This is a genomic window from Bacillus sp. GbtcB14 (assembly GCF_019091205.1).
In the GTDB taxonomy this organism is placed as follows: domain Bacteria; phylum Bacillota; class Bacilli; order Bacillales; family Bacillaceae_G; genus Bacillus_A; species Bacillus_A cereus_AG.
This window is the reverse complement of the sequence record NZ_JAGXJT010000005.1, coordinates 37,029-60,464: the sequence shown is the minus strand read 5'-3', so window position 1 is coordinate 60,464 and position 23,436 is coordinate 37,029. Positions and strand designations below refer to the sequence as shown.

Below are 23,436 nucleotides of genomic sequence, written 5' to 3'. Positions count from 1 at the left end.
CTCTTTTTGGTTTTATTTTTTATGCCCGTGCAACTGATTACACGGAGAACATTGAAACGAAATTTTATCTAAGCAATTAAAATTAGTTTCGCAAATTTGTTCGATTGTTGGAACAAATGGAATGACAACCATGTTACTTTCTACTATTTGTGTAACAGGTGGCAATACTGTGCCTACTTGATGTTCGAAGCGAATACTCGCTTGATTTATATAATTCCCTGAACCACTTGGTGCGCTTTGCACTACTACTTGGAACGAAACTGTCCTTGCTTCACCTGGATTTAAACTGCCTATGAGAAATCCTGATACTGGATTTACATTTGGCACTGGTGTATTATCAACCGTTACACTCCCAAGGACAAATCGTACACTACTATCTAACATATCTTGAAAACGAATATTTTGCATCACAGTATCACCCGTATTTGTAATAACTGTCGTAAACGTAATGATATCTCCAATCGTTGCTGCCTGTAAATCTGCCGTTTTTACGACTGTCGTTGAAACATTTTGAGGAATAAACGGGATAACAACTGTGTTACTATCGCCTTCAACTACTACAGGTGGTTCATTTGGATTCACAGTTGCAAGCCCATTCGCTGTAGCAGTATTTGTAACTAAATTATTTATTTGTCCTCCTGTTATGACAACTTGGAAATTAATAATTGCTGCATCATTTGGCTGAAAATCACCTAACGGGATACCAGTATTCGGATTGGCAAATGGAAGAGGTACATCATTTACCGTTACCGTGCCATTTATAAATAACGTATTCGGATCAATGATATCTGTTAAAATAATATTCGTCACAGGAACTGTACTGTCATTTATAACGGCAATTCCGTAAGTGACAACATCTCCTACCATTGCTACTTCAAAGTTTGCTCCTTTTGCAACAAATAAAATTGCAGTATTTACTGTTACAATAACAGTATTACTCGTGTCCATTACTGTAACCGGCGGCTCTCCTGGTACTAAAATATACTCTGCTAACGCCCCAGCAACGTTCACTACTGTACCACCATCTGGAAAACTTGTAATTGTAGCTTCATATGTTACAAGTGCGGTCTCACCAACTGGAATATCTGGTATCGTAAATCCAACCTGCGGATTTAACCCCGGCTGCGGAACTCCATTTATCGTTACACTATTTGCGACGAAATCAGCTTCTTGAGATAACACATCGATAAATTGAACATTCATCGCATCAGCAGTACCAGTATTTAATATACGAACAGAATACGTTACCGTTTCTCCTACTCCAACAATTGAATTGTCTACTTCTTTCAACATATCTAAACTGCCTCTATTTACCGGTGTCACTGTCGTATTACTTGAATTCGTAATTGTAAACGGTGGTTCTCCTGGAATCAATACGAAATCACCCGTTACACTCGATGAATTCATAATACTATTAGAAGGCGGTATTGCGATTACATTTACTTCAAATGTAATTAATACGCTATCCCCTACTGCAAGATCCGGTAATGAAAAACCTACAAAAGGATCTAAACCTACTTGCGGAATCCCATTTATCTGTACACTTCCTGGAACGAATTCTAAACTAGGCGATGGAATATCAATAAACTGAACATTTGTCGCAGTTACCGTTCCTGTATTTGTAACTTGCACACTATAAGTTAACGTATCCCCTAATCGTGTTGCTTGTTTATTCACGGTTTTTATAACATTAAAGCGTCCTCTATTTACCCTTGTTATTGTCGTATTACTCGGTTCAGTTACTACAATCGGTGGCTCTCCTGGTACTAAAGTAAAGCTGCCTGTTATATTTGCAACGTTCGTAATGGTTCCTGATGACGGGATGTTTGTAACTGTCGCTTGAAACGTCACTATAACTGTTTCACCAACTAGTATATCTCCAACTCCAAAGCCAGTAATCGGATTTAAGTTTGGTTGAGAAACTCCATTTACCGTTACACTATTCGGTACAAATGACGCTCCTGCTGAAATCGTATCAATAAATTGAACATTATTTGCTGTTACTGTTCCTGTATTCGTTATTTGCACTGTATACGTTACTACATCCCCAACTAGAGTAGCTGCTCTGTTTACTTGTTTAATAACAGTAAAGCTGCCTCTATTTACAGTTGTTAGTGTTGTGTTACTTGGCTGATTCACTACAACTGGTGGTTCTCCTGGTACTAAAATAAAGCTTCCCGTAACATTCGCCGTATTGGCAATTGTTCCGTTTGACGGAACGCTAACAACTGTTACTTGGAATGTGACTTCTACACTTCCCCCTGGATTTATATCTGGAAGCGGGAATCCATTATTCGGATTGAATCCAGATTGTAACACACCATCTATCGTTACACTGTTCGGCACGAATGCTATAGAGGAAGGTAATACATCACTATATTGAACATTCGTTGCTGTCACTGTTCCTGTATTTTGAACTACTGTTGTATATGTGATTGTATCGCCTACCGCAACAACCGGCTGACTTACTGATTTTAATACATTTAATCCAGGCTCATTGATTTCTGTTAATGTCGTATTACTTGTCGTCGTCTCCGTAATCGGTGGTTCTGTTTCACTTACAGAAAATGTAGCTGTAACGTCTACAAAGTTAACAATCGTTCCACCTTCTGGTACGCTTGTAACCACTTCCTGATATGTCACAAGCACAAAATCATCTACAGGTATATCTGGAACTGTAAAACCAATGAAAGGATCTAATCCTGGTGCAGGCACTCCGTTTATACTCACACTTCCTGGTACAAATGCTACTCCAGCAGAAGTCGTATCGATAAATTGAACATTGGTCGCTGGCACTGTTCCGAAATTAAAAATCAATACATCATACGTTAATATTTCTCCTACAGTCGCTACTTCTTTATCTACTAGTTTTAACGGAAAAATAGACGCTATATTAATTGTCGTAACGACTAAATTCGTTAATATCGTTTGCGTAATCGGTGGTTCCTGCGGATTCGGTTGTGAAGTAAATGTAACGTCAGCATCATTTAATATGACTTCATTATCTGGAACCTCTGTAATCGTCACTTGGAATGTTACCGTAATACTTCCACCAGCATTTAATAATGGACTAACTGTAAAGCCTATTTCTGGATTCAAACCAGGTTGCTGTATTCCACCTATCGTTACACTGTTGTCAACAAACGTCGTTCCTTCTGGTATGACATCTTGGAAGAACACATCTGTAACTGGTATAATTCCTACATTTGAAATGAGCACGGTATACGTTAATACATCCCCAACCGCTCCAGTTGCAACGTCAACTGTTTTTGTTGCTGTTACTTCACCAGGAGGAGGTAACGGTATTGTAACTACCGTTGTATTACTTGAGTTCGTTGTTGTTACAGGTGGTTGTAAAGGATTTAATAAGAAAGTGGCTGTAGCAGATGCTGTATTTAATACTGCTCCACGTGTAGACGGTGCAACTACCGTAACTTGGAACGTTACTGTCAATGATGTTCCAGCTGCAATATTAGGAAGCGGGAAACCAACATTTGGGTCAAATCCTGGTTGTGGCGTCCCATTTATCGTTACACTATTTGCTACAAATGTTGTTTCTGGAGCAATTGGATCAATGAAAGAGACATTCGTTGCTGTTACTGTACCGTTATTTCGAATGACAACAGAATACGTGTAAGTTTCTCCAAGTGCTGCTTGTTGTACAGATGAAGATTTTTGTATATTTAATCGAGCTGTATTTACTTGTGTCACTACAAAATTACTATTTGTAACAGTCGTTATTGGAGGGTTTGCTGGATTTATAAGAAAACTGGCAGTAACGTTCGATTGGTTTCTAACATTTCCACCGCTCGGAACACTCGTCACTGTAACTTGAAACGTAATCGTAGCCGTTTGCCCGACTGGAATATTGGTAACAGGGAAACCTGCCATAGGATCCGCGCCTTGCTGTACGACTCCGTTGATCGTTACACTATTTGCTACAAACGCAGTACCGGACGGAATTGGATCTTGAAAAATAATATTCGTTGCAGGAACAGTTCCTGTATTTTGAATAAGAATCGTATACGTTAACGTATCCCCTACTCCTGCTTGTGGTGTATTTACACTCTTCATTACATTAAGTGATCCTACATTCACTCGCGTCACAACAATATTACTAATCGTTACAATTGTTATTGGTGGCTGGAGAGGACTTACTTGAAAATCAGCAGTTACATTTGCATTATTCGGAAGAACTCTATTTGGCGGTACACTCGTGATTGTCACTTGAAAAGCAACTGTTACTATCCCTCCTACTGGAATATTGGCAAGCGGAAATCCAGTTGTTGGGCTTAAACCTGGTTGAGGTGTTCCGTTTATTGTTACACTATTCGCTACAAACGTTGTTCCAGATGGAATTGGATCAAGGAATGATACATTTGTTGCTGCTACTGTTCCACTATTTTGTATACGAACTGTATACGTTAACGTATCTCCTAAACCAGCTTCAGTAGCGCTTACACTTTTCATCACATTTAATCCTGAGGAATTCACGACAGTCATAACCGTATTACTTGGTACTGTTACAGTAATCGGTGGCTCTGTCGGATTTACAAGGAAATCTCCCGTTACATTCGCATTATTTACGACATTATTTCCTTGGGGGATTTCATCAATTAATACTTCAAAGCTAACAATTACATTCGCACCAGTAGACAAATTATTTAATGGGAATCCAAGTTCTGGATCTGCCCCTTCTTGTAAAACACCATTAACAACTACACTGTTTTCAATAAATAATGTCCCTTGTGGAATTGAATCTTGGAAAAATACATTTGTAGCTGGTACACTACCTGCATTTATGACTTCGATTGTATATACTAAAACATCACCTACCGTTGCAACATCCGTATTCACTGATTTCACAACTTCAAAATTCCCTGATTGTACTGTTGTATTCACGACGTTACTCGGAACAGTAATAGTAACTGGTGGTTCACTCGGATTTACTTGAAAACTTGCGGATACAGTTGCACTATTTAAAATATCTTCATTTGGCGGATCCTGCTCAATTAATACTTCAAATGTAACTACAACTGTCTGTGCCGCAGGGATATTCGGAAGAGAAAATCCTAAATTTGGATTTAGTCCACTTTGTGGTGTTCCATTAATTGTTACAGAGTTTACAACGAAAGAAACCGCTGAAGAAGTAGTGTCTTGGAAAAATACATTTGTTAACGGAACGTTACCTGTATTTTGGACGGCAATCGTGTATGTTAAAGTATCACCTACTGCCGCTTGAGCTGTATTTACTTCTTTTATTACATTTAAACCACCTGTATTAACTTGTGTTACAACGGTATTCGTTTGTCTATTAATCGTTACTGGTGGTTGATTCGGAATAACGACGAAATTAGCAGATACATTACCGCGATTCGCAATCGTACCTCCTGATGGGGTAGATGTAACTCGTACTTGAAAAGTCACCGTTCTACTTCCACCTGGAGATATATTCGCTACTGTAAACCCAGTCGCTGGATTTGCCCCAGGTTGTGAAACTCCATCAACAGTTACACTATTTGGTATAAAAGTCGTTCCAATTGGGATTGGATCTTGAAAAATAACGTTCGTCGCCAGTACATTTCCTGTATTTTCAATTGTAACTGTATACGTAAGAACGTCATTAACTGTCGCAAAAGCTCTATCTACTGTTTTTCTCGTTCTTATATCAGCTATATTTATTGTAGTAAATACTGTATTACTCGTCGCTTGGCCTGAAACTGGTTGTTGACCAGGCACTGGAATAAAGTTAAATGTTACACTCGCACGGTTCGGAATTGGATTGACAAGAGGATTAGATGTCACTCGAACTTGAAAGCGTACTACAGTCGTTTGCGAAGCATTAATGCTTCCAAGATTAATACTACTTGCTGGATTCGCTCCTGGACGCGCTACTCCATTTACCGTAACACTATTTGTTACAAACGTTGTTCCAGCAGGTATACTATCAACAAAAATAACATTATTTGCAGCGACATTCCCATTGTTCGTGACATTCACTGTGTAGGTTAGTACGTCATTAAGTGTTGCCGTCTGTAGATCTACAGATTTTTGCAAACTTAGACTTGCACGATTTACCGTCGTCTGTACTGTATTTGAAGATGCTGTACTCGTGATAGGAGGACTTCCAACGAAAGGACGGAATTGGTAAGAAACCATTGCACGATTGGGAATTGGATTTGGACTTGGGAATGACGTTACTCTCACTTGAAATGTAACAATTCTTTGAGCATTATTAGGTATTGTCCCTAAATTAATTCCAATGGCTGGATTTGCACTCGGCTGGGTTACCCCACCTACTGTGACACTACCTGCAATAAAGGTTGTTCCATTCGGAATACTGTCTTGTAATACAACGTTATCCGCACTTCCCGTCCCTGTATTCGGAACGGTAATCGTATAGGTAAGAATATCGCCAACTGCTGCAACTGTTTTATCAACCGATTTAACAGGATTTATAATTGGCCCCGTTGCATCAATTTGAACACCAAAACCTGCCGCCGCATACCCATCTCCATTTGTAATGAAACGAACAGTCGCTGACGTCTGATTGTTTACTAATGACGAGGAGGCATCTACATTCGTAATATCCCACCCTTGTCTTCGAACTGCCAAAGCTATTCCTAATGGCTGATTCAAATTTCCAAACGTGCCGCTCGTATCTAGATTTCCACTGTCATTACAAATTTGTGACTGAAAGAAATTATTTGCAGGATTTCTCGGTCCGAATAAAGCAACTGTAGCATTAGCATTCGGTCCAAAGCGAAGTTGATCTCCAACGATGTTAGAATCACCTTCTTGGGCAGTTACAAGTACTCTTCCTGTAACAGTTCCCGTAGACGGCGTTGCAAAACCTGAAATAATTGCATTAACTGGCGGTGATGAAGCATCGATGATTTCTTGCCCTGCGTACACCGATAAATTTCGCAGTGGCAAACTCGCATTTTGATAAACGACTTCGAGGGTCCAACCTACTGAGCGGCTGATGGTTGAATCAAAAGACGTTCTTGCAGCTGGTACGGCACCAGTTGTATACGTACCGGACCCACTAGCATTAACAAGGTTGGTTACGTTAGCTGATCGAACATAATAAAACTGTTGCCCAACCGACCCTTGCTGCGCAGTAGCGGGATCTGGTGTAACAGAAAACGTCCCTGCCGGTGTCGTAAACGAAATATTATCATTTAAAAATGCAGTAACATCCTCAGTATCAGTCCTGTATGTGCCCGCCCACACTAGTTCTGCGTATAAAACACTACTCCCTGCTGGAAGGTTTAAAATTGCACTTGAAGAATTTAATGGCCAATCATTTGTCGTTCCTGCTGGGAACCCTGGCACTTGAAGCGATGTATTTACTGTAGTAAATACATCAATCGTACCGAAATTATTGCCTGGTGCAGGCGATGTAGGACTGAGTCCCAACGTATTCCCAGTGAACGTGACGGCACCAGTTACTGTCGTTGTAAATCGATTCATAAAAGGCACGTAATCATCTCATTTCATTTATAGTAAAAAGTGCTCTATACTATAAAATGTAGACAAACTATACAATGTACGTTGTCCAACAAAATTCCGCACATATGAGAGGAGTTTATAAATCTATGCGCTACGTTATCATAACAGGAACTTCACAAGGTTTAGGTGAGGCAATCGCCGCACAATTATTAGAAAAAAATACGAGCATCATCTCTATTTCTAGAAGAGAAAATAAAGATCTTACTAAACTTGCAGCGCAATATAACAGCAATTGCATTTTCCATTCCTTAGATCTTCAAGATGTACATCATTTAGAAACTAACTTTAACGAAATCATTTCATCCATTAAAGAAGACAATGTATCTTCTATTCATTTAATTAATAATGCGGGTACAGTTGCACCTATGAAGCCGATTGAAAAAGTAGAAAGCGAACAATTCATTACGAACGTTCACATTAATTTACTTGCACCTATGATTCTTACCTCCACTTTCATGAAACATACGAAAGACTGGAAAGTAGATAAACGTGTTATAAACATTTCATCTGGCGCAGGAAAAAATCCTTATTTTGGATGGGGCGCTTATTGTACAACGAAAGCTGGTGTAAATATGTTTACACAGTGCGTAGCAACCGAAGAAGCAGAAAAAGAATATCCAGTAAAAATCGTCGCATTTGCACCTGGTGTTGTTGATACAAGTATGCAAGCACAAATTCGTGAAACAAATAAAGAAGACTTCATAAATTTAGACCGCTTCATCGTACTAAAAGAAGAAGGAAAGCTATTATCACCCGAATATGTTGCAAAAGCTATTCGTAATTTACTAGAAACTGAAGACTTCCCTCAAGGCGAGGTTATTAGAATTGATGAATAACAAAAAAGCGTGCTAAAATAGCACGCTTTTTTTCTACTTCTCTAAAAATATGAGCACAGACTCCGCAATTTGTTCATAACCAATCTCTTGATAAATTTTATTCGATGTCGGATTTGCCAGATCCGTATATAATGTAGTTGTTTTGTAACCTTCGTCTAGCATTCGTTGACTAAGTGCAGCGACGCAACTAGATGCGTATCCTTTTTTCCGTGCTTCTTTCGGCGTATATACGAAATTAACTGTTATATTGTTTGTAGTCGGTCTCGTTTTTGCAGCTACAGAAACAAGCTTTCCTTCTACTTCTAGACCAAATAGACGACGGTTAGTAATTAATGTATGGGCGGTTTGTTTCGCTTCGTCTTTCGTAGTAGGAAGCCTTACATCTTCGCAAAATTGATAAATCCACTGTTCTATTAATGGTAGCTCATCACCACCTATTTCTCGAAAAGCCCCATCCTCATTCCACTTCTTCTTAACCTGTTGTAATGCATACACACCTTGTTCCATTACAACATTCGTTTTCTTATTTTCTAACACGGCAATCTCTTCCGCTAATTTCTGTACAATTTTCTTATTACCAATCAATCCAGGAACATTTGAATATACTTTCGTTAATTTGTTTGCAAGTTCCACGATCTCCTCTTCTGCCATTTCAGACGTAGCAACAATGATTTGTTTCTTCTCTTCTGTTTGAAGAAATACAGCTGCTATTTCTTCCTCTTGTTTTGCTACCCCCATAAATACCGGTTGTTGGACCATTTGTAATACACCTAATATGAGATTATTTTCCTGCTCATTCTTTTCTAAAAATGACGTAACCTCTTCTTTAAAAGTAAGAATCTCTTCATATACATGTAATTGAATCATCGACAATCTCTTCTCTCTATTTATAGTTTCATAAAGTATTGGCGATTAATTCACTAAATTCCTCTTTTACGATTCAATAATATTCAAAGCTAACGTAGTCAAATCATTTTCAGCTTGTAAAATTCTTTGTTTTTCCCTTTCAAATACCTTTTCTTCTTTTTGAAATGACTCTTTTCGATTTTTAATCATGCGCTCCATTTCTTTTTTACTCGGTCCACCGTATACATTTCTTTTTTGAATGAAAGCTTCTGGCGATACAATCTCTTCCCACTCGTTTTCTAATAAATGTATTTTATAATTTTCTTGTAAGTATATGTTTACATCTTTTAAATGTAATTCATGTAGCTCCTTTTGTTGCTCCAATGACATATTTGCAATAACACTTGCTGCATGATGCGCATGCCGAAATGGAATGTCATAGTTTTTTGTTAAAACATCTGCGAAATCAGTTATCGTAATTGCATGTTTATAAGATCGACTTTTCAACGTTTCTTCTTCTACTTTCATCGTTCGAATAACTGCATTCATAATACAAAAAACGCGAATAGTCTTTTCAATTCCTTTATATAAATACGGCTGCAAATCATCTTCCGTATCGACAATATCGCCAAATGGTGTATTATGGATCATTTGAAATACTGTAAATGCTTCTCCTAAAGCGCTACTCGTAATCGCACGCGCATGCTCAATTGAAACTGGATTTCGCTTTTGCGGCATAATACTACTAATTTGTACATATGGCTTCGCAACAGTAATACCATCATACTCTTTCGTTGCTAATAGTAAGAAGTCATGAATCCATCTACTCGTATTCGTCATAATTACCATAAGTAACGAACTAACCTCTAATAAATAATCCGCTCCAGCAACAGCATCATATGAGTTCTCAATTACATTTGTAAACCCAAGTAAATAGGCCACTCGGTCTCGTTTAATCGGGAAACTTGTTGTAGAAAGAGCAGCGGCTCCCATTGGGGACTGATTTAAAAGTTTGTACGTTCTTTTCATTCGTTCTAAATCTCTTTGCATCGTATCATAAATCGCTAACGTATAATGACCAAATGTTGTTGGCTGTGCTGGTTGTGTATGTGTATAAGCTGGCATAATCGTTTCCTTATGGTCAGCAGCAAGTTGCAATACACTTTCTTGCAATAACAAATGGTGCTCCATTAATCGTAGTACGTATCGCCTTAAACTCATGCGATACATCGTTACCCCCATATCATTTCTACTTCTACCAATATGCATATTACTTACAAAATCGCATTTCGCTTCTTGAGAAATTAAATGTTCCACTAAAAAAAAGAGATCTTCATGCTGCTCTGTATATAGCAATTGATCTTTTGGAATTCCCTCTATCTTTTTTAGTGCGTGTAATATAACTTTAGCTTCTTCCTTTTTCATTAAATTCTCTTCCGTCAGCATCGCAATATGCGCTTTATGCACTTGAAACATATCTTTTAATAAGTAATCTCGCTGAAAATGAAATACATGTTGTAATACACAATCTACATATGTTCTCCCAGGGAAATCAGCGCCTTCACTCTTTATAAACTCTTCTTTACTTTGTTTCATCACCTTTTCCCCTCTCACCTAAGTATTACTACCCATCATACCCAGAGATAGGAAAAAAGTGCTTGTATATAAAAATAAACTCGATGCAGAAAGCACCGAGTTTACTTAATAAAAGTCGCATCATACTTATCACTTTGCAACACTTGGAAATGTAAGTTCGCTAAATGTTTTCGTATTTCTGCACTGTCGTCCTCATTTAAATTATTTGCTAAGAACACAATTTCTGTACAGTTCCCGCGTTTATCCATCGCATAAACTGCTTTTGTAACTGTCCATGGCGTATAGCCATTTTTTTGCCCTGCATGTCTAAATGTTTTACGGTATTTCTTAGCACTCATATCTGTTTCAACGATATTCGCCCACACTTTTTCTTCAGCGTCTGTCAGGCCACCTTTATGATTTGCCTTTTGAAGCAGTACCATATAATCATTTGCAGAAGCTGCTGGTAATCGATCTGACCAAATTTTATCGTAACGTTCCTCTAAATAAAGAGGAATTTCCTTCTGTAATAATGGCCCTTTCTTTTTTAAGCGTTCATGAATGATCATCGCATATTCACGATATTGCTCTTGAGACATTTCTTTTAACTTTTTCTCTATTTTATATTTCGGAACATGTAGTTCTTTATGCAAATATCCAGGGATGTATAAAGATGAAACAATCGGAAATAGCGGCTGATGTGCTGGAAGCGATAAACTTTGTAAATTACGATTAATATTATCTAATCCTAACACTTCCATTAAATATTCAGCATTCGCATTCGAACTAAATTTAACCATTCCTTTTGCCACTTCTTCTAAAGAAACCGCTCCTTCTGTTATCTTGTCTGTCTTTTGCAAATACTTTTGCCATCTATCTTGTGCACCACCATCTGTATTCGGTACGTAATAACGATTCAGATCATTAATGGAAACGAAACTAGACGGGTCAATTTTCCCTTCTGTAACTTGTTTCGTATATTCAAGCGCCACAATTAATTTCATCGTACTAGCAACTGGTAATACAACGTTGGGATTGACAGAATAAACAACTTTATCATTTCTCTTTACTAGAAGCGCACTATTTTTTTCATCTTTATGTTCTTCAATAAAGGATGCGATATACTGTGCATCATCATTATTAGAACTCCACACTTTTTTTACTAAAAAATTACCCGATATTAGCAAAACGAAAATACCCACAATTACTGCGCATACTATAGTTTTTTTCAAGTAAAATTCCTCTCCTATTGTGTAACTCTTCTCTATTTATCTTAAAAAAACAAAATAATGGAGATGGTTATTGAAATAACCATCTCCATTATTTTAACTTGTATTCTCCTATTATGTCTACGTCATAATTTTCACGAAGTCTTCGAGAAATTTTTTATAATGCAATGACCAACCGATTCGCACCCAATTCTTTAAAGCTTTTGAGTCAGGTTGAGGACGGAAATCAGCAATACTTTCACCCTTTGCAATTCCAACTGTATCTATATCGACTCGGCGATATACATAATCTAAAAGGGACGGATTCGCCGCGACCATCATTGTAACAACGTCATGTACTGGGCTACCTGTTATTTTGGGATTTAACTTTTTATACGCTTTATAATAATACGCAAATATTGGTTCAATTAATTTATTAAAATTCGTTTTAGAGTGTTTCGTAATATATTTCACCATCTCTGGCGTAATAATTGCTTCAGATGTAACGTTAAGTGGCACTAATGTCACATTCTTGGCATTTTGCATAACTAATTGTGATGCAATCGGATCACCATGAAAATTCGCCTCTGCGACTGGTGTCACATTGCCGGGCATTAAAAAAGCACCGCCCATTATATAATATTCTTTCACATACTTCATCATCGGCTTTTCTAAAATAAATGCTGTCGCTAGTGTCGTTGATCTACCAGCATCCACAATGATTAATTCTCCTTTATACTTTTCAAGAATATCAAAAAAAGCACAAAAAGGTTTTATATTTGGCGAAAAAGCTTTTGGTGGTTTAATCGGTCCTAATCCATCTGCCCCATGAATTTCCGGATAATACGTTACATAGTCCCCAGATAAAGGGATTTTTGCACCATTAATAACAGGTATATCTTCCCGCCCTGCTATTTGTAATAAATATGCTGCATTACTTGTCGCCTTTTCTTGCGTTACATTTCCATATCCTGTTACAACACCAACAATATCAATATCAGGATGCATAATTCCATACATGATGGCTAAAGAGTCATCAATTCCCGGGTCTCCCAAAAATAATACTTTTTTCATCGACCTCAACTCCATCCCCTCAATTGTTATTAATTTATGAATCGCAATAGGCATACAGAATAAAAAAGAACAAATTTATACGAAAAAAACGCAGTCCTATAAGGACTACGTTCTCCCTCTAACCTATACTGTTTTTCTTCACAACACTCATACTTCCAATGATATAAGCGATAAACGCAAAACAAATTGGGAAGACAACTGTATGTATACCGAACGGATTTGGATAGAAAAGGTGAATACACATATATGAACCTACCCCAACTAAAATAGAGGCAAGCGCTCCTGTTGCATTTCCCTTTCTCCAATATAACCCTAATACGATTGGCCAAATGAATGCTGCTTCTAATCCACCGAAAGAAAATAAATTTAACCATATTAAAAAATCTGGTGGTTTAATTGCTGCTGCATAAACGAGCAGCCCTACGATAGCAGTAATCCACAAACTTCCTTTTCTGATTGTACTGTCTGCTGCATCTTTATTTATGTAATTTACGTATATGTCTTTAATAATTGATGAACTTACAAGTAACAATAACGAATTTACTGTAGACATAATTGCTGCCATTGGCGCAGCTAAGAAAACACCAGCTAGCCAAGGTGGCAATACTTCCATCGCGAGTAGCGGCATGACTTTATCCGGTACCGTTATACCCGGAAGTACGACTCGTGCAAATACACCTGTTAAATGCATACCAATCATAATGGTACCTACAACAACCGTACCAATTATTAACGCTTGATGCATAGCTTTTGAGTTTTTATAAGACATGGCACGCACACTAATTTGCGGTAAGCCAACAACGCCAATTCCAATTAAAATCCAAAATGATGTCACATATGATTTCGTTAAACTACCATCCGCTCCGAATGGTGTAATTAAATTCGGGTTAATTTGAACAAGTTCCTGCATAATCTTTTCAATTCCACCACCAGCAATGACAGTAGCAATTAAAATGATTGTCGTTCCAACTAACATAATGATTCCTAATAACGTATCTGATAAAGCAACTGCACGAAATCCACCAATTAATACGTACACAAGTACAGAAAAAGTAAATAAAAATAGTGCTGTTGTATAAGAGAGACCCGTTAACGACTCAATTAATCGGCCACCGCCGACCCACTGAGCTACTGTTGCTGAAAATAAGAAGATAATAATACATAACGCAGACAGTATAACAACTGCCTTATTATTGTACCTTCCCTTTAAATAATCGATAAGAGTAATGGCTTCCATCTTCCTAGCGATAATTGCAAACTTTTTACCGATAACCGTTAAAACGATATACCCTGTTACAACTTGAATCGCAGATAGTAGTACCCATCCAAGCCCCATATTGTACGCAATACCAGGACCACCAATAAAGCTACTAGCACTACCGTATGTAGCAATCATTGTCATCGCTAATAATAAACCGCCAAGCTCACGACCGCCAAGAAAATATTCTTGCAAAAATTTATTATGAGCAGTTGCTTGCACGCGTCTTGAAGCATATACACCAATTAAAAATACAACGATAAACGAAATTATCATTGGAATGATTACATACCAATTCATCTATTATTCCTCACTTTTTTCTTCCTCATCGAGTGAAATATCTTGAAATACAAAACGAACAACTAAACTAAGTAAAATAACCATAACGATAAATCCAACGATACAGCTATAAAAAAACCATGCCGGAAAACCGAATACATATGTATATTCACTTGGATTTTTACTACCAAGCCCATAAGCAAATCCGTACCATATTATAAAATTAATAATAGCAAGTCCAAGACCAATTAACGCTTCTCTATGGGCAATTCGAAAGCGTGGATCATCATGATAATTCTTCATTTTCCCCCTCCTCTCACGATGTATTATTGTACCATTGTTCTTCTAGTTTTTCCTACTAGAAAGCAAAAACAAGCAGGATTTTTTATAATCATATAGAAGATTCTCTTACATTACATATTTTTTACAATTGTAACACAAATGAAATTTGAATTTTCAGTATTTATTAATTATGATTTTAATTAGAGGCTTTCCATCTAGTTCCCACATCCTTGATTTCGGAATAAACGCCGTCTCGTACTGCGTTTACATTATATTTTCAAGGGGGTTATACAATGAGTCAACTAGCTGTAAATCTTCATGAAAAGGTAGAAAAGTTTCTTCAAGGTACAAAAAAGTTATATGTGAATGGATCTTTCATTGAAAGCGCTTCCGGTAAAACCTTTAAAACACCTAACCCAGCAACTGGCGAAACACTTGCCATCGTTTCTGAAGCTGGTCGCGAAGATATTCATAAAGCTGTCGTTGCAGCTCGCATGGCTTTTGACGAAGGTCCTTGGTCTCGCATGAGCACTGCTGAGCGAAGCCGCCTTATGTACAAGTTAGCTGATTTAATGGAAGAACATAAAGAAGAGCTTGCACAACTCGAAACGTTAGATAACGGAAAGCCAATCCGTGAAACAATGGCAGCAGACATACCGCTCGCAATTGAGCATATGCGCTATTATGCTGGCTGGGCTACGAAAATCGTTGGTCAAACAATTCCTGTTTCCGGTGATTACTTTAACTATACACGCCATGAGGCTGTTGGTGTCGTCGGTCAAATTATTCCTTGGAACTTCCCGCTTCTTATGGCAATGTGGAAAATGGGAGCAGCGCTTGCTACAGGATGTACAATCGTTTTAAAACCTGCAGAACAAACTCCACTATCTGCTCTATACTTAGCTGAATTAATTGAAGAAGCTGGATTCCCGAAAGGTGTTATTAATATCGTACCTGGATTCGGTGAATCAGCTGGACAAGCTCTCGTTAATCATCCACTCGTTGATAAAATTGCATTTACCGGTTCTACTCCAGTCGGTAAACAAATTATGCGACAAGCATCCGAATCATTAAAACGCGTTACACTTGAGTTAGGCGGTAAATCACCAAATATCATCTTGCCAGATGCTGATTTATCTCGCGCGATTCCTGGTGCACTTTCTGGTGTTATGTTTAACCAAGGACAAGTATGCTCTGCTGGATCACGCTTATTTGTTCCGAAGAAAATGTACGATAATGTCATGGCTGATCTCGTCCTCTATTCTAAAAAACTAAATCAAGGTGTCGGTCTTAACCCTGAAACAACAATCGGTCCTCTCGTTTCCGAAGAACAACAAAAACGTGTAATGGGCTACATTGAAAAAGGGATTGAAGAAGGCGCTGAAGTACTTTGCGGAGGTAGTAATCCATTCGATCAAGGCTACTTCGTTTCTCCTACCGTATTCGCTGACGTAAATGATGAAATGACGATCGCAAAAGAAGAAATTTTCGGTCCGGTTATTTCTGCAATACCGTTTAACGATATTGATGAAGTAATTGAACGTGCAAATAAATCACAATTCGGCTTAGCGGCTGGTGTGTGGACAGAAAATGTTAAAACAGCACACTATGTTGCAAGTAAAGTACGTGCAGGTACAGTATGGGTTAATTGTTATAACGTATTTGATGCAGCATCTCCATTCGGAGGATTTAAACAATCTGGTCTTGGTCGTGAAATGGGATCTTACGCATTAAATAACTATACAGAAGTGAAGAGCGTTTGGCTCAACTTAAACTAATGAAAAGAACCTGGCCTATCCGGTCAGGTTCTTTTCATTATGTATTCATTTAAACTTGCAGTCCCCCGCTAACATTTAATACTTCTCCTGTAATATAGGATGCGTATTCTGACGCTAAAAAGGCCGCTGCGTTCGCAATATCTTCTGGCGTTCCAATTCTACCAACTGGAATCGCACCAACCATCTTTTCTTTTACTTTATCTGGTATCGTTTTTGTCATATCTGTATCCATAAACCCTGGACAAATCGCATTACACGTAATGCCGAAGCTTCCAACTTCTTTCGCCGCTGTTTTCGTCAAACCTACAACTCCTGCCTTTGTAGCAGCATAATTCGCTTGACCTATGTTTCCTTCTCTACTAATTGAAGATATATTAATAATGCGTCCATACCCTTGTTGTCTCATGTAAAGAAGCGCTGGCTGCATACAATAAAAAACACCTGTTAAATTTACTTGCAGTACTTGTTCCCATGCAGGTTTCTCCATCTTATGTAACATTGCATCTCGCGTAATCCCTGCATTATTTACTAAAATATGCAGTGTACCAAATGTTTGGACAGCGTATTCAATTAAGGACTTCGCATCATTTTGATTACTCACATCACAACGATACTGCTTCACTTCATACCCTTCATCTGATAACTCACGTGTCGTTTTTTGTAGCTTTTCTTCATTTACATCGCTAATTAATACTTTCGCCCCTAGTTTTGCATAAACCCTTGCAATCTCTTTTCCAATTCCCTGTGCAGCTCCTGTTACTACAGCAGTTTTTCCATTTAAAAACTCCATCCCTATCCCCCATTTCTATTACTTATACTGTATATTTCGGCTCTTTGCTTCCCAATTCCTCTTTGTATAAAAAAGTCTATTTGTGTCAAACTAACTTTGCAACGTCGCATAAAACACAAGGAGATTGTGTCGAATGAACAAAAAAAATTTCAAGCAAAACAAAGCTGCTGATGGCATTGACGTTGAGTTCTCTCGTGAACTCGCTGACCACAATGATTTAGAAGCAAACGCACGTGCAAATGCCGCTGATGCACGTCAAAAACGCCAGTCAACAGAAAAATAAGGGACGCACAACCTTATTCTTTTCAACAGGGACCTACTACCCAACAAAATAAACCGAGAGACATCCTCTCGGTTTATTTTCTATATTTTTTTATATAATGTGCTAAAGTAAGTAGCGGATATATATATGCATAGCTATGATAGCGAATATAAAACCCGCCTGGCAAACCTGTTCCGGTAGGATATTTTTCATTCACATAAGGATTCGCAAGCAAATATGAAATACCTTTTCGAATAGTTGGTGTTTCTTTATCATGGTAAGAAATGAGAGCATCTAATGCCCACGCTGTTTGGGATGGTGTACTAAATGGTAAAGTAACGAACCTTTTTTCCACACTACTGTGGCACGATTCTCCCCACCCACCATCTTCATGCTGTATATGTTCCAGCCATAAAGCTGCTCTTTTCAATGAAGGATTGCTAGATGGAATTCCGAGTGACCGTAAACCTGTCATCACCGCCCACGTACCATATATATAACAAATCCCCCATTTCCCGTACCATGATCCATTTTTCTCTTGTACATTCATTAACCAATTTATCGCACTTTGTTTTTGCTTCTCAGGCAATTCATTTTGCGCATATGTCCCGAAAAGCTCTAACACTCTTCCTGTAATATCTGGTGTAGAGGGATCTGTAATCATATCGCTTGCATTTTCGATTGGTAAATTTGCTAATAAATTGCTTGTCACACCTTTTTCAAACGCTGCCCAGCCACCATCATTATTTTGTAATCCTTTAACCCAATTGACCCCTTTCTTCCAAGCATTATCTACATTTTCGTTCCCTCTACTTCTTGCCAACGCTCTTAGCACAGCTGTTGTATCATCGACATCTGGAATTGTCGTATTTACATCCGAAAAACCCCAACCGCCTGGAGTCAGCGCCGGAGCATGTATGCTCCAATCAGCTTTTTTTGTATGTTGTTTTTTTAATACATATGTTGCTGCATGTTGAATCATCTTATTATCTTTCGAAGCGTGTGCCTCTTGTAACGTATAGCTGAGTAAAGCCGTATCCCATACAGTTGAAGGAGAGTTTTGCAAATGATCCCCTCTTTCCATCTTCCATATATAAGATGTTATCCCAGCTATAGCTTTTTGAATCATCGATGATTGAAGAGAATGTCCTAACGCGAGTAAAGCATAAATCATATAAAATGAGGCAGTTGCGTAACTATATAACGTTCCATTTTCATCAATACGCTCTTTCATAAAACGTTCGACTTCCTCATATCCTTTGTGGTGTAAAGAAAGTGGATACGATATGATTTGTTTTACATCACCTAATAACGTTTGAAACAACGGAGACCTCTCCTCCCGAAACCATTCCCCGCCCCCGCCTGCGATATGATTTAAATTTGGCAGTAACTTTTTTCCTACTCGAAATCTTTTATTTAAACAAACCATCATCGGAATTAAATGGATACGTGCTGAGCTACTCAATTCAAATATACTGAGGGGTGAATCATTTTGCAGAAACATAATCGGTGTTGGCAAATGAAAGAGCGAAGGGTATTCATATTCTCCATGAATTGCTAATAAAAACTTCGTCATAAAATGAGCACGCGCCACGCCTCCACGTTCCTTAATAAACATTTCGGCTCGCCTCATATTCGCATCTTCTTTTGTATATTTTTTTGAAGCTAGTAAGGCAGCATAAGATTGAATTGTAGCAGATAAATTGCCACCCACTTCATCTTCATACAACTTCCATGTTCCTTCATTTGTTTGAAGTGATGCTAATCTTTTTACAAACGGTTCTATCTCTTTATCTCTACCTAATAATTTTAATAAAAAAATCATATGGCAATCTGTTAATGGTGCTCCTTCAAAACAAAACTGCCACGTACCATCTTGCCGTTGCATCGTTTGAAGTGCAGTTGTTCTTCTCGCTATTTCTTCATGCACTTTTTCATATAATAACAAATTACTCACCCACCCTTTCGAAATCCGTATAACGATATTCAAAAAGGTAGCTAAATATGTATGAAAATAAAGAAAAACAGAACATATAAAATGTTCTGCTCATAAGCAATATCCCACTCCGACAATAATCCCTACTAAAGCACCGACTACTACTTCATACGGTGTATGCCCGACAAGTTCATTTAACTTCTTATATTCTGTTTGTCTACCGTGAAAGAACTCATTCAATATTTTCGCTTGCTTACTAACTGCAAGTCTTACTCCTGAAGCATCATACATAACAATTATTGCAAAGATAGCAGCAATAGCAAATAAAGTACTTTCCACACCTTCCACAACGCCAACACCTGTCGCAAGTGCTGTAACAGTTGAAGCATGAGAACTCGGCATCCCACCTGAAGCGAAAAACTTTGCAAAATCAAATTCACCCGTTTTGAATAATTTAAAGACTACTTTCGTTAATTGTGCTAGAAACCATGAAATTACAGCGGCCATAAGCGGATCATTATGTAAAATTGTTTCCACGTTCTCAGCTCCCTACTGACTATAATGGAAATCTATATAGTATCAGTATAAAGAAAAATGCGTAGAAAATACTACGCATTATGATACTTTTGCTGATTTATTTTTTATAAATTTCGGTTGTTTCTGCACTAAAAACTTTGTTTTCGCTATTGAAAACACAAATAATGCAACCCATATACAGAAAAATGCCATCATATGAGTAGATGTGAAATGTTCACCAAATACGAATACACCTAAAATTAAACTAATTGTTGGCGCAATATATTGTAAAAAACCTACCATATAGAGCGGAATAAGTTGTGCTCCTTTTGCAAAATAAAAAAGTGGTAAAGCTGTAACAATGCCTGCTCCTATTAATAGTAACGTCGATAACATGGAAATAGATCCAAATGAACCGAATCCATGCGCTCCTGTCATAACGAGATAGATAATCGCAAACGGCGTCACTAACATTGTTTCCATCGTAAGACCAATTGTCGCATCATAGTTTAACAATTTTTTTGTTAATCCATATAATCCAAATGAAAAGGCAAGTGATAAAGAAACCCACGGAATAGATCCGAAACGCACTGTTAAAATGATAACCCCTACCCCAGCTAGCCCAACTGCAACATATTGCCAAAAGTTTAACTTTTCCTTTAAAACGACTGTACCAAGTAAAATACTAATAAGAGGATTAATATAATAGCCAAGACTCGCTTCAATGACATGATTATGATTAACGGCCCATATGTAAACAAACCAGTTTCCGCTAATCAAGACTGAAGCTATTGTTAATGACATTAATAATTTAGGTCGTTTAAAAAGATTCACGAACTCCCCAATAAACTGACGAAACCTTTTCGTAACACCTAATACAAGTAACATAAAAACAAACGCCCAAACGATGCGGTGTGCTAATATTTCATCTGCCGGAACTTCCTCAACCCATTTCCAATAGATTGGTAGGATTCCCCACATCGTATATGCACCAGCCGCATATATAATCCCTTTTTTTTGCTGTGCTGATTGACTCTCCATCTTCCCTTTTCTCCTCTTCTCATTTTTCTCCATTATACGGTCCCGCATGCTCACTTTACCAATAATCAATCTGCAATTCTTTCGACATTTCTCATACAGCAAAAAGTAAACATACTGTTATAACGACAAGTAACGGTATACCGAAAACAAATTTCTTTTTATGTGTTTTATGGCGAAACATATACATACCGATCCAAGCACCAACTGCGCCTCCAGCTGCCGCTGATAAAAACAACGTACTTTCTGGCGTTCTCCACTGTTTTTTCTTCGCTTTTCGTTTATCAAGCCCCATAAGGCTAAAAGCTATAACGTTAATAATAATGAAATAAGTCCATTTCATCGCTTTCTCTCCCTATGAAAAATTCGCTTAATGGTAACATGAAAAAACGATGGAAACAACTGAAGAACACTTTTTATTAATTAGTTACCTTTATATTTAAATAACCAACTAAAATTGCAGTTAAAGCAATTAAATAGAAAGATGTTATGAACAGAATCTTATATTGCATTCCCCTCACCCACTGCCATATCATCGAAAAAACTTCTCTCAATCTCTTTTTCATCAAAATGAAGAACTACAATTAGTCCTACATATAAAGAAACGAAATTTAGAAACCATTCGCCATTTTCATCTTTGTTAGCTAGACATTTAAATATCCCTTGAAATTGCATGCGCTCATCTGAAGCAACAACTGGTCGCACCCCAAAATATTTCAATACGAAATGTAAATCCATCTGCACGGATAATGATAAAATACATTTTAATAGCTCCGTATACTCTACACTATCTTTTTGACTATACAACTTCACAAGCTTTTGATGTAAAGTAGAAATCGATAATTCTTCGTCAGTCACTTTAGTTGCTTCTACCATTTCAATCATCTTTTTCATATCCATTACATATACGCCTCCTGTTACAAAACAAAAGCAAACGTGTATTTATTTTATAATCAGCAATAATTGAGTATTTCTCATCTCTCGTTCTTCTTCACTAACTAAGTCATACTTCTTTAGAAGATGAAAGACATCATTTAATATCTCCTGTGAATGATTACGTTGCAAAAATCCCTTCAATCCTATAAAAATCCCTTCCGGTAAAAAAACCTTCTGACTTTCAAGCTTATTCATTACATCTTCCATAGAATGATCGATATTACACGCCATACTAAACTTCCCCCTCTATCCTCTATAAATAATATCTTCCGCTAACGATGTAAACACTTCTCCTACAAGAGATTCTTCATCATATACAGATGAGCCGTTATTTTCTTCTCGTTTTGCAAAAGGTATTTGTGCGATCACTTCTGTTTGCAATTGTTCTGCAAGCATTTCGCCTCCACCTTTTCCGAAGAGATAATTTTTTGATCCATCTTGTTCTTCATAATAAGCCATATTTTCTACAATCCCTAAAATCTCGTGTTTCGTATGTTTTGCCATTACACCTACTCTAGATGCTACGAATGAAGCTACATTGTGTGGTGTTGTAACGATAATTTCTTGAGCCTGTGGGATCATTGCTGCAACATCAATAGCAACATCTCCTGTACCAGGTGGTAAATCAAGAAGTAAATAATCTAATTCTCCCCAGTGTGTATTCGCAAGGAAATTTTGAATCCATTTATTTAACATCGGTCCGCGCCACATAACCGGGGTATTTCCTTCCGTAAAAAATCCCATCGACATAATTTTAACACCGTGACTAACAACTGGAATTGCTGTTTGATCAATCATCGTCGTTTTTTGATTCGTTTCCATCATAGCTGGAATGCTAAAACCATATATATCTGCATCTAATATCCCCACTTTTTTGCCCATACGAGCTAAAGCAGTTGCAAGGTTAATTGTCACCGTTGATTTTCCAACTCCACCTTTACCGCTCGTTACAGTAATAAATCGTACCCCTGAATCCAGGCGAAGCATACTCGGCATTCCCGTTTCTGTTCTAGTATTCTTCTTTAACTTCTCTGTTAGCGCAGCTCGTTCTTCTTGTGTCATAGAACCAAATGTCAAATCTACTTTAGATGCACCAATTGCCTGAAGAGACTCTTCCACATCTTGTTGAATTTTTGCCTTTAATGGACAACCTTGAATCGTTAGCACTACTTCAAGTTTAACCTCTGTTCCATTCATTTGTATATTTCTAACCATATTTAATTCTACAATACTTTTGTGTAACTCCGGATCCTCTACATGTTTTAATGCGTTCATTATTTGTTCTTGCGTAATCATAGCACTCATCC

At 37.7% G+C, this 23,436-nt stretch carries 18 protein-coding genes; 3 read left to right on the top strand and 15 right to left on the bottom strand.

What is annotated here, in order from left to right; genetic code table 11:
• Nucleotides 1-12: 12 nt before the first annotated feature.
• Complete coding sequence (locus tag KVT31_RS15835; RefSeq protein WP_088097249.1) at nt 13-7,485, bottom strand: DUF7507 domain-containing protein; 7,473 nt, start codon at nt 7,483-7,485, stop codon at nt 13-15.
• Between the two features lie 116 nt (nt 7,486-7,601).
• Between KVT31_RS15835 and KVT31_RS15830 the strand changes: the two genes are divergently transcribed.
• Nucleotides 7,602-8,351 (top strand): (S)-benzoin forming benzil reductase, encoded by a 750-nt coding sequence (locus KVT31_RS15830; protein ID WP_088097250.1) that lies wholly within the window; start codon nt 7,602-7,604, stop codon nt 8,349-8,351.
• 33 nt (nt 8,352-8,384) lie between these two features.
• Here the strand turns inward: KVT31_RS15830 and KVT31_RS15825 are convergent, their stop codons facing one another.
• From KVT31_RS15825 to KVT31_RS15800, 6 genes are all read right to left on the bottom strand, one after another.
• Nucleotides 8,385-9,218, bottom strand: a complete 834-nt coding sequence (locus tag KVT31_RS15825) for a GNAT family N-acetyltransferase (protein ID WP_088097251.1) — start codon at nt 9,216-9,218, stop codon at nt 8,385-8,387.
• Between the two features lie 66 nt (nt 9,219-9,284).
• The gene (gene argH / locus KVT31_RS15820; RefSeq protein ID WP_088097252.1) at nt 9,285-10,793 is read right to left on the bottom strand and encodes an argininosuccinate lyase; all 1,509 of its coding nucleotides are present in this window, start codon (nt 10,791-10,793) and stop codon (nt 9,285-9,287) included.
• Nucleotides 10,794-10,894: 101 nt separating this feature from the next.
• Entirely contained in the window at nt 10,895-12,004 is a 1,110-nt protein-coding gene (locus KVT31_RS15815; RefSeq protein WP_098342898.1) for a serine hydrolase, read from the bottom strand.
• Between the two features lie 117 nt (nt 12,005-12,121).
• Complete coding sequence (locus tag KVT31_RS15810) at nt 12,122-13,054, bottom strand: nucleoside hydrolase (protein ID WP_088097254.1); 933 nt, start codon at nt 13,052-13,054, stop codon at nt 12,122-12,124.
• A 118-nt stretch (nt 13,055-13,172) separates the two neighbouring features.
• Nucleotides 13,173-14,612, bottom strand: a complete 1,440-nt coding sequence (gene panF / locus KVT31_RS15805) for a sodium/pantothenate symporter (protein WP_088097255.1) — start codon at nt 14,610-14,612, stop codon at nt 13,173-13,175.
• Between the two features lie 3 nt (nt 14,613-14,615).
• Nucleotides 14,616-14,894, bottom strand: a complete 279-nt coding sequence (locus KVT31_RS15800; protein WP_000800722.1) for a YhdT family protein — start codon at nt 14,892-14,894, stop codon at nt 14,616-14,618.
• 272 nt (nt 14,895-15,166) lie between these two features.
• Here KVT31_RS15800 and dhaS point away from each other — a divergent pair, with 272 nt between their 5' ends.
• Complete coding sequence (dhaS, locus tag KVT31_RS15795) at nt 15,167-16,651, top strand: aldehyde dehydrogenase DhaS (protein WP_088097256.1); 1,485 nt, start codon at nt 15,167-15,169, stop codon at nt 16,649-16,651.
• Between the two features lie 49 nt (nt 16,652-16,700).
• Here the strand turns inward: dhaS and fabG are convergent, their stop codons facing one another.
• Nucleotides 16,701-17,441, bottom strand: coding sequence for a 3-oxoacyl-ACP reductase FabG (gene fabG, locus KVT31_RS15790; RefSeq protein ID WP_000395031.1), 741 nt, complete (start codon nt 17,439-17,441; stop codon nt 16,701-16,703).
• A 133-nt stretch (nt 17,442-17,574) separates the two neighbouring features.
• Between fabG and KVT31_RS15785 the strand changes: the two genes are divergently transcribed.
• Complete coding sequence (locus KVT31_RS15785; RefSeq protein WP_001035806.1) at nt 17,575-17,724, top strand: YfhD family protein; 150 nt, start codon at nt 17,575-17,577, stop codon at nt 17,722-17,724.
• 73 nt (nt 17,725-17,797) lie between these two features.
• Here KVT31_RS15785 and KVT31_RS15780 read toward each other — a convergent pair whose 3' ends face one another.
• The 7 genes from KVT31_RS15780 to KVT31_RS15750 form a co-directional block, all read right to left on the bottom strand.
• Nucleotides 17,798-19,651, bottom strand: a complete 1,854-nt coding sequence (locus tag KVT31_RS15780; protein WP_217613533.1) for a terpene cyclase/mutase family protein — start codon at nt 19,649-19,651, stop codon at nt 17,798-17,800.
• A gap of 99 nt (nt 19,652-19,750) precedes the next feature.
• Nucleotides 19,751-20,176: a divergent PAP2 family protein gene (locus tag KVT31_RS15775; protein WP_000447816.1), complete on the bottom strand. Its 426-nt coding sequence runs from the start codon at nt 20,174-20,176 to the stop codon at nt 19,751-19,753.
• Nucleotides 20,177-20,254: 78 nt separating this feature from the next.
• On the bottom strand, nt 20,255-21,196 hold the full coding sequence (rarD, locus tag KVT31_RS15770; protein ID WP_088097257.1) for an EamA family transporter RarD: 942 nt from the start codon (nt 21,194-21,196) through the stop codon (nt 20,255-20,257).
• Nucleotides 21,197-21,287: 91 nt separating this feature from the next.
• A complete protein-coding gene (locus tag KVT31_RS15765; RefSeq protein ID WP_088097258.1) occupies nt 21,288-21,536 on the bottom strand; it encodes a DUF1294 domain-containing protein in 249 nt (82 codons plus the stop codon).
• A 158-nt stretch (nt 21,537-21,694) separates the two neighbouring features.
• Nucleotides 21,695-22,093 (bottom strand): hypothetical protein, encoded by a 399-nt coding sequence (locus tag KVT31_RS15760; RefSeq protein WP_088097259.1) that lies wholly within the window; start codon nt 22,091-22,093, stop codon nt 21,695-21,697.
• 42 nt (nt 22,094-22,135) lie between these two features.
• Nucleotides 22,136-22,360: a group-specific protein gene (locus KVT31_RS15755; protein WP_088097260.1), complete on the bottom strand. Its 225-nt coding sequence runs from the start codon at nt 22,358-22,360 to the stop codon at nt 22,136-22,138.
• Nucleotides 22,361-22,375: 15 nt separating this feature from the next.
• Nucleotides 22,376-23,425, bottom strand: coding sequence for a P-loop NTPase (locus tag KVT31_RS15750; RefSeq protein ID WP_088097261.1), 1,050 nt, complete (start codon nt 23,423-23,425; stop codon nt 22,376-22,378).
• Between the last annotated feature and the right edge of the window lie 11 nt (nt 23,426-23,436).

Excerpts from the sequence above, each read along its gene's own strand:
- KVT31_RS15830 (WP_088097250.1), top strand. The coding sequence starts at position 7,602 with ATGCGCTACGTTATCATAACAGGAACTTCACAAGGTTTAGGTGAGGCA.
- KVT31_RS15825 (WP_088097251.1), bottom strand. The coding sequence starts at position 9,218 with ATGATTCAATTACATGTATATGAAGAGATTCTTACTTTTAAAGAAGAG.
- argH (WP_088097252.1), bottom strand. The coding sequence starts at position 10,793 with ATGAAACAAAGTAAAGAAGAGTTTATAAAGAGTGAAGGCGCTGATTTC.
- KVT31_RS15810 (WP_088097254.1), bottom strand. The coding sequence starts at position 13,054 with ATGAAAAAAGTATTATTTTTGGGAGACCCGGGAATTGATGACTCTTTA.
- panF (WP_088097255.1), bottom strand. The coding sequence starts at position 14,612 with ATGAATTGGTATGTAATCATTCCAATGATAATTTCGTTTATCGTTGTA.
- KVT31_RS15800 (WP_000800722.1), bottom strand. The coding sequence starts at position 14,894 with ATGAAGAATTATCATGATGATCCACGCTTTCGAATTGCCCATAGAGAA.
- dhaS (WP_088097256.1), top strand. The coding sequence starts at position 15,167 with ATGAGTCAACTAGCTGTAAATCTTCATGAAAAGGTAGAAAAGTTTCTT.
- fabG (WP_000395031.1), bottom strand. The coding sequence starts at position 17,441 with ATGGAGTTTTTAAATGGAAAAACTGCTGTAGTAACAGGAGCTGCACAG.
- KVT31_RS15785 (WP_001035806.1), top strand. The coding sequence starts at position 17,575 with ATGAACAAAAAAAATTTCAAGCAAAACAAAGCTGCTGATGGCATTGAC.
- rarD (WP_088097257.1), bottom strand. The coding sequence starts at position 21,196 with ATGGAGAGTCAATCAGCACAGCAAAAAAAAGGGATTATATATGCGGCT.
- KVT31_RS15765 (WP_088097258.1), bottom strand. The coding sequence starts at position 21,536 with ATGAAATGGACTTATTTCATTATTATTAACGTTATAGCTTTTAGCCTT.
- KVT31_RS15760 (WP_088097259.1), bottom strand. The coding sequence starts at position 22,093 with ATGGATATGAAAAAGATGATTGAAATGGTAGAAGCAACTAAAGTGACT.
- KVT31_RS15755 (WP_088097260.1), bottom strand. The coding sequence starts at position 22,360 with ATGGCGTGTAATATCGATCATTCTATGGAAGATGTAATGAATAAGCTT.
- KVT31_RS15750 (WP_088097261.1), bottom strand. The coding sequence starts at position 23,425 with ATGATTACGCAAGAACAAATAATGAACGCATTAAAACATGTAGAGGAT.